The organism is Mycobacterium sp. TH-M11, assembly GCF_057473725.1.
In genome coordinates this window covers 1-4,868 of the sequence record NZ_JBYCLD010000338.1, presented here as the reverse complement: position 1 = coordinate 4,868, position 4,868 = coordinate 1, and the positions used below count along the sequence as shown (strand labels likewise).

Here is a 4,868-nt window from a genome sequence, read left to right as displayed (position 1 = left end):
CGGTGGAATCACGCTCCAGTAGGCGTCGTAGAAACTCGAATTCCGGTAGGCCCGGCTGAACGCGAAGATCACCAACGTGGCCAGCAGGTCGGCATACAGCGTGTCCAGCAACAACCGGCCGGTGTGCACGCCCCACCGCAGCCAGACCGCGCCGGCCGCGATCGCGGCGGCATAAGCCACCGCCACCAGCGCCAGCGAGTGCGCCTTGCTCCTCATCGCTTCCTCTTCCAATGTGGGCTCTTGACGGCCTCGAGCGCTTCGGTGACGTAACGGTCGAGCGCGCGCGGCTTCGTCGTGGACTGCCTTACCCACTGCTGGAATGCGAAATCTGCTGCAGAAAAGGCTAATTGAACCAAAAGGGCCGGACGGATATCGCGGTCGGTGTCGGCCCCCATCCGGGCGGCGACCAACCTGGTGGCGCGTTCCTTGTCGGCAGGCAAATGTACGGTCAATTTGCCGAGCAAATCGGGGGCGACCAGCAGGGCCGCCCGCCACTCTTCGGTGTCGGCGGTGCCGAACGACCTGGTTCGGGTGATGATCGCATTGATCAGCGCCTCGTCGGGCCGCTCGTCGGCCGGCCGTTCTTCGAGTAGACCGACGATCGCGGCGCCGCCATACCGAACCGGCGCCAGCAGCAACTCCTCTTTTGTCGGCACGTAGCGAAAAAACGTGCGCGGCGAAACGCCTGCGGCCGAGGCGATTTCCTCAGTCGTTACGGCGTCATAGCCGCGATCAATGAACAACCGAAAGGCGGCCCGACGGATGTCGGCCCGAATCTGCGCACGTTGTCGATCGCGCAGTGTTTCGGTCATCGAAAGCTGCCGATGCCGCCGTCGACGTGAATGGTCTGCCCGGTGATGAACGTCGCGTCGCTGCCGAGCAAGAACGCGACCAACGCACCCACGTCGTCGCGAACGTCGCCGATCCGCTTCATCGGAACCCGCGCCACAGCCTTGTCGTATTCCTTGGGGGCGAACGACTTCCAGTACTTGACACCGTCGGACTCGGCGAACGGACAGACTACGTTGACGCGGATGTTGTCCCGGCCCCACTCCAGCGCGGCGACTTTCGACAATCCGCGAACGGCCTCCTTGGCGGCGGCGTACCCGCCCCACTTCGGCTCGCCTCCGGTGCCGGTGCCCGAGCCCAGGTTGACGATCGACCCTCCGCCGTTCGCGACCATCAGCGGATACACGGCCTGCATCAGCAGGAAACTCGCGCGCGGCCCGACCTCGTGCCCGAGAGCAAAGTCCTCGCCGGTGATGTCCACGAATGCCTTGGGTTCGTTGGTGGCGATGGCGTTGTTGACCAGTCCGTGCACCGTGCCGAAGGCATCGATGGCCGCTGCGGTAATGCTTTGGCCCGCTTCGGGATCGCGCAAATCGGCGACGAAGCTCTGGACCGGCCCATGCGCTTGGAGTTCCTCGGTCGTGACGCCCAATTTGTCGTCTTGGATGTCGACCAGCAGCACCGACGCCCCCCGTCGCAACAGCGCCTCGGCGATGCCTTTGCCGACGCCCTGGGCGGCACCGGTGATGATCGCGACGTGACCGCGCATCGAGTCCGGATGGGTGTAGCTCACGTCGCCAGGCCCGGGGCCGGCCGGCCCGCGAACAGCGGCAGGTCCAGGTAGGTCTTGATGCCGGGTTCGGCGGCACAGACGTCGGGGATGGCGTTGACGCAGTGATTGGCCGTGACCACCACGCCCGGATTCTTCACCAGGCCTTCGGCGATCGTCTCTGGCTGTAGGCCCTTGAAGGTGAGCTTCACCGGTGGGTCGCCGGTGACCTCCACCTCGAAGCGTTCACCGATTCCGCCGAAATCCCATGCCGGATCCAGGTTTTCCTCGCCCATCAGCCAGTTGACCGCCGCGGTGATCACCGGTTCGCCGTCGACCAGCGCCTGCCAGCGGAACCGGCGCGCGGCGACGCTGCCCTTGGTGATCGGGAATGGTGCATAGTCGATCTCGTCGGTTGCCACCGCGACATCCTGGATCGTTCTGATATTAGGCTCGATACGAAATCCCATGTGATCAGCGATCATTCGAACTGACTGCTTGAAGCCGGCCGCCAGCAGCCCGGCCATCGGGCCCGCCATCGCTTCGTCCGGAGTACCACCGAAGCCCATGATGTGGCGCACGACGTCCGGCGCGTTGTAGGTACGGATGTCGGAGAACTCTTCGGCGCGAACGTGCGTGACGGCCGAGCACAGCGAGGAGATCATCAGCGGGAAGCGCTCGGTGATGCCGCCGGGATGAATGCCGGACCCGTGCAACGTCACCCCAGCGTCGACGGCGGCGTCGTCGACGGCTCGGTGCCGTGGGTTCGCAGGATCGGGGTACACCCAGCCCACCGGTGTCACGATGTTCTTGCCGGACCGCAGGATCGCGATGACCTCGTCATCGTTGGGCATCAACGGGCTGTACATCACGCAGTCGGCATCGATGGCCAGCACGTGATCAATATTGGATGTTGCTGTGACGCCAAAGGATTCGAGCCCAAGAAGCTCGCCGACGTCGCGGCCGTTCTTGTCCGCACTGTGCACCCAGCAGCCGACCAACTCGAGCTGCGGATGGTTGCGCACACACTCGATGGCGGCTTTACCTACACCACCGGTGGCCCACTGGATGACACGCAGCTTGGCGGGGTTGCTCATGCGTGGCACAGTATGACTTTCTGGCAGTCACTGTCAACGATGACCGGGGCGCAGCCGACACACAACGTCATTACCCGTGCGCATGCAGCGCGTGCCCGATCGCCCGGGCCGAGGCGGGCACCGTATCGGTGTCGGGTGCCACCGCCACCATCCCGATCGCGATCTTGCGGGTCGGGTCTCGCTGGCCGGGAAGTCGTCAACGCCGCGACGCGTCCGAACCAAATGGATCAGTGAGCCGTTGCGGCCGGCGGCCGGTAGAACAGCACCAGTTGGCCCAGCGCTCCACCGATGCCCAGCAGCGACGAACCGAACAGTCCGTGCCAACCGTCATGGAAGTTGTGTCCGAAGATCTGCCAGTCAAGGCTGTACCGCCCAGCGCCCAGGGTCGCCACGATGACCGCCGTGACGGCCAGGATCAGGTTGTACTCCCAACCCTCCTTGACGATGAAGAAGCCGTTGTGGCGATGCACCGTCCACGCGGCGACAATCATCAGGGCGACGAAGCCGGCGGCTGGAATGGGCGTGAACAAGCCGGCGGCCAAACCCAATCCGGCGGCCATTTCGGTGCTCGCCGCGACGACGGCCTGGAAGGTGCCGTACTTCATCCCGATGCTTTCGAACCAGCCCGCGGTCCCGGGAATCCTTCCCCCGCCGAAGAATTTGTTGTAGCCATGCGCGGCCAGCGTCAAGCCCAAAACCAGTCGCAGGATCAGTAAGCCGGCATCATAGGCATCATTCATAGGCTCGAATCTAGATCATCCGATCGACGCGGAATGAGCGTTTGCCGACAGCGCCCGACGCCGGGGCGGCGGCTAAAGCTCGGCGTCCAACCGCGCGACATAGTCATCGATGTCCCCGATCGCGGACTCTGCCCCATGCACGCTGACGGTTACCGTGTCGCCGATGCCCCAAACGCCGTGCACAAGGCTCATCGCCGGAGACAGCTCCGGGTATACGGCGGTCAACAGAACAGCTGCGTCGCCGAAACTAAGATCGGCGGCCCCGCGAGGGAGGCTCGAGAGGACGGTGTTGCCCGACACCTGCGACGGCTGGACTTCAGGGTCGAAAAGACCGACGCCCCAGCGCAGCAGCGGAGCGGGGGTCGCGGCAAAGGCACGGTCGGCCGCTCTTGCCGCGGCGTGCTGTGACCGCTTGCGGGCGTTGGCCAGGTCCGCGGCGATTCGTTGCAGGCGTTCGGGCCGGCTCAACTCCGGATACAGCCCCACGGTGACGTTCGAGAAGTGATTATGCGCATATGCCACACCGGGTTTCGCCATCGTCACTTCGGCTAACAGGAACTCGGCCGCATCGTTCAGGTGGCCGGCGATCGCACCGGATACGGCGGCCAGCGCCGCCACAGTGGCCGTGGGGCCGTCGAGCTGAGCGCGGTGTCGCATCAGCGTACGCACGGAACGCGTACCCGACGGCCGGGAATTGATGGACAGCGACTGTTTTGGGCCGATTGCCGGCGGTAGCAATCCGGCCTGGGTATCACGGAGCTGGCGCCGATGGGCACGGGCGGCCTCAATTGCGCGCCAAGCCAGGAAACCTGGCGCCTCCCGCGCGACAGCGGGCACCGGTCTCTGTCGGCCGAACAGCCACGCGGCCAGTGCGGTAGCCCGCCGGCCGTCGCACAGCGCGTGCGCGAACTGCATGATCACCACGGTGCTTGCGTCGGCCCCTCCCGGAGCGTCGCGCACCGGCGCAAACAAGTGCATGCGCCACGGCGCCCGGCGCGCGTCGAGTGGGTGGCCGACCAGTCCGGCGACCGCCTCCAGGCAGCTCGGCCAACTGTCGTCGTCGAGGTGGTGGCGCACGAACCGGTCGGGCTCGACAGCGGTCGGTACCCAGCGCGGATAGGTCAGTGCCGATCCATCGTCGACCCGAATCGCCAGAGCGTGACACGCGTTGGCCCGGGTCCTGATCGATTCGACGGCGTGCTCGAAATCGCTTGGCACACCGTCGAATACGTAGAGCATAAGCAGGTCGCTGGGGATCTTGGCCGACATCCAGTAAAACTGCGCGTCGATCGCAGTCATTCGCGTCGGCATATCCACCATCCTAGTTATCCACAGTTGGATGGTTAGCCACAGTTGGTGTTCTGGCGTGGGCGTTGTGTCGGCAAGTTGCCTCACGTCAAGATGCGCGCGAAGGGGTATTCGTTGCCTCACGTAGGCGTGCGCGCTTGTTGATGGGGGCTGAGGCGCCGGGTG

General features: G+C 65.0%; 5 protein-coding genes and 1 pseudogene. All 6 read right to left on the bottom strand.

The features are described from left to right. A pseudogene (locus AC2VOG_RS13600) lies at window positions 1–216 on the bottom strand (DUF1295 domain-containing protein); the annotation flags it as partial. After that, complete coding sequence (locus AC2VOG_RS13595; protein WP_486940414.1) at window positions 213–812, bottom strand: TetR family transcriptional regulator; 600 nt, start codon at window positions 810–812, stop codon at window positions 213–215. The pseudogene AC2VOG_RS13600 and the gene AC2VOG_RS13595, both read right to left, overlap by 4 nt. Beyond that, window positions 809–1,582 carry an SDR family NAD(P)-dependent oxidoreductase gene (locus AC2VOG_RS13590; protein WP_486940413.1) on the bottom strand — a complete coding sequence of 258 codons (774 nt, stop codon included), beginning with the start codon at window positions 1,580–1,582 and terminating at the stop codon, window positions 809–811. Before AC2VOG_RS13590 ends, AC2VOG_RS13595 begins: the two co-directional genes overlap by 4 nt. Continuing rightward, complete coding sequence (locus AC2VOG_RS13585; protein ID WP_486940412.1) at window positions 1,579–2,655, bottom strand: NAD(P)H-dependent amine dehydrogenase family protein; 1,077 nt, start codon at window positions 2,653–2,655, stop codon at window positions 1,579–1,581. Before AC2VOG_RS13585 ends, AC2VOG_RS13590 begins: the two co-directional genes overlap by 4 nt. Window positions 2,656–2,882: 227 nt before the next feature. After that, the gene (locus AC2VOG_RS13580) at window positions 2,883–3,395 is read right to left on the bottom strand and encodes a DoxX family protein (RefSeq protein WP_486940411.1); all 513 of its coding nucleotides are present in this window, start codon (window positions 3,393–3,395) and stop codon (window positions 2,883–2,885) included. A 72-nt stretch (window positions 3,396–3,467) separates the two neighbouring features. Next, window positions 3,468–4,694 (bottom strand): condensation domain-containing protein, encoded by a 1,227-nt coding sequence (locus tag AC2VOG_RS13575; RefSeq protein ID WP_486940410.1) that lies wholly within the window; start codon window positions 4,692–4,694, stop codon window positions 3,468–3,470. Window positions 4,695–4,868: the final 174 nt, after the last annotated feature.

Coding starts and splice junctions, on each gene's coding strand:
- AC2VOG_RS13595 (WP_486940414.1), bottom strand. CDS start 812: ATGACCGAAACACTGCGCGATCGACAACGTGCGCAGATTCGGGCCGAC.
- AC2VOG_RS13585 (WP_486940412.1), bottom strand. CDS start 2,655: ATGAGCAACCCCGCCAAGCTGCGTGTCATCCAGTGGGCCACCGGTGGT.
- AC2VOG_RS13580 (WP_486940411.1), bottom strand. CDS start 3,395: ATGAATGATGCCTATGATGCCGGCTTACTGATCCTGCGACTGGTTTTG.
- AC2VOG_RS13575 (WP_486940410.1), bottom strand. CDS start 4,694: ATGACTGCGATCGACGCGCAGTTTTACTGGATGTCGGCCAAGATCCCC.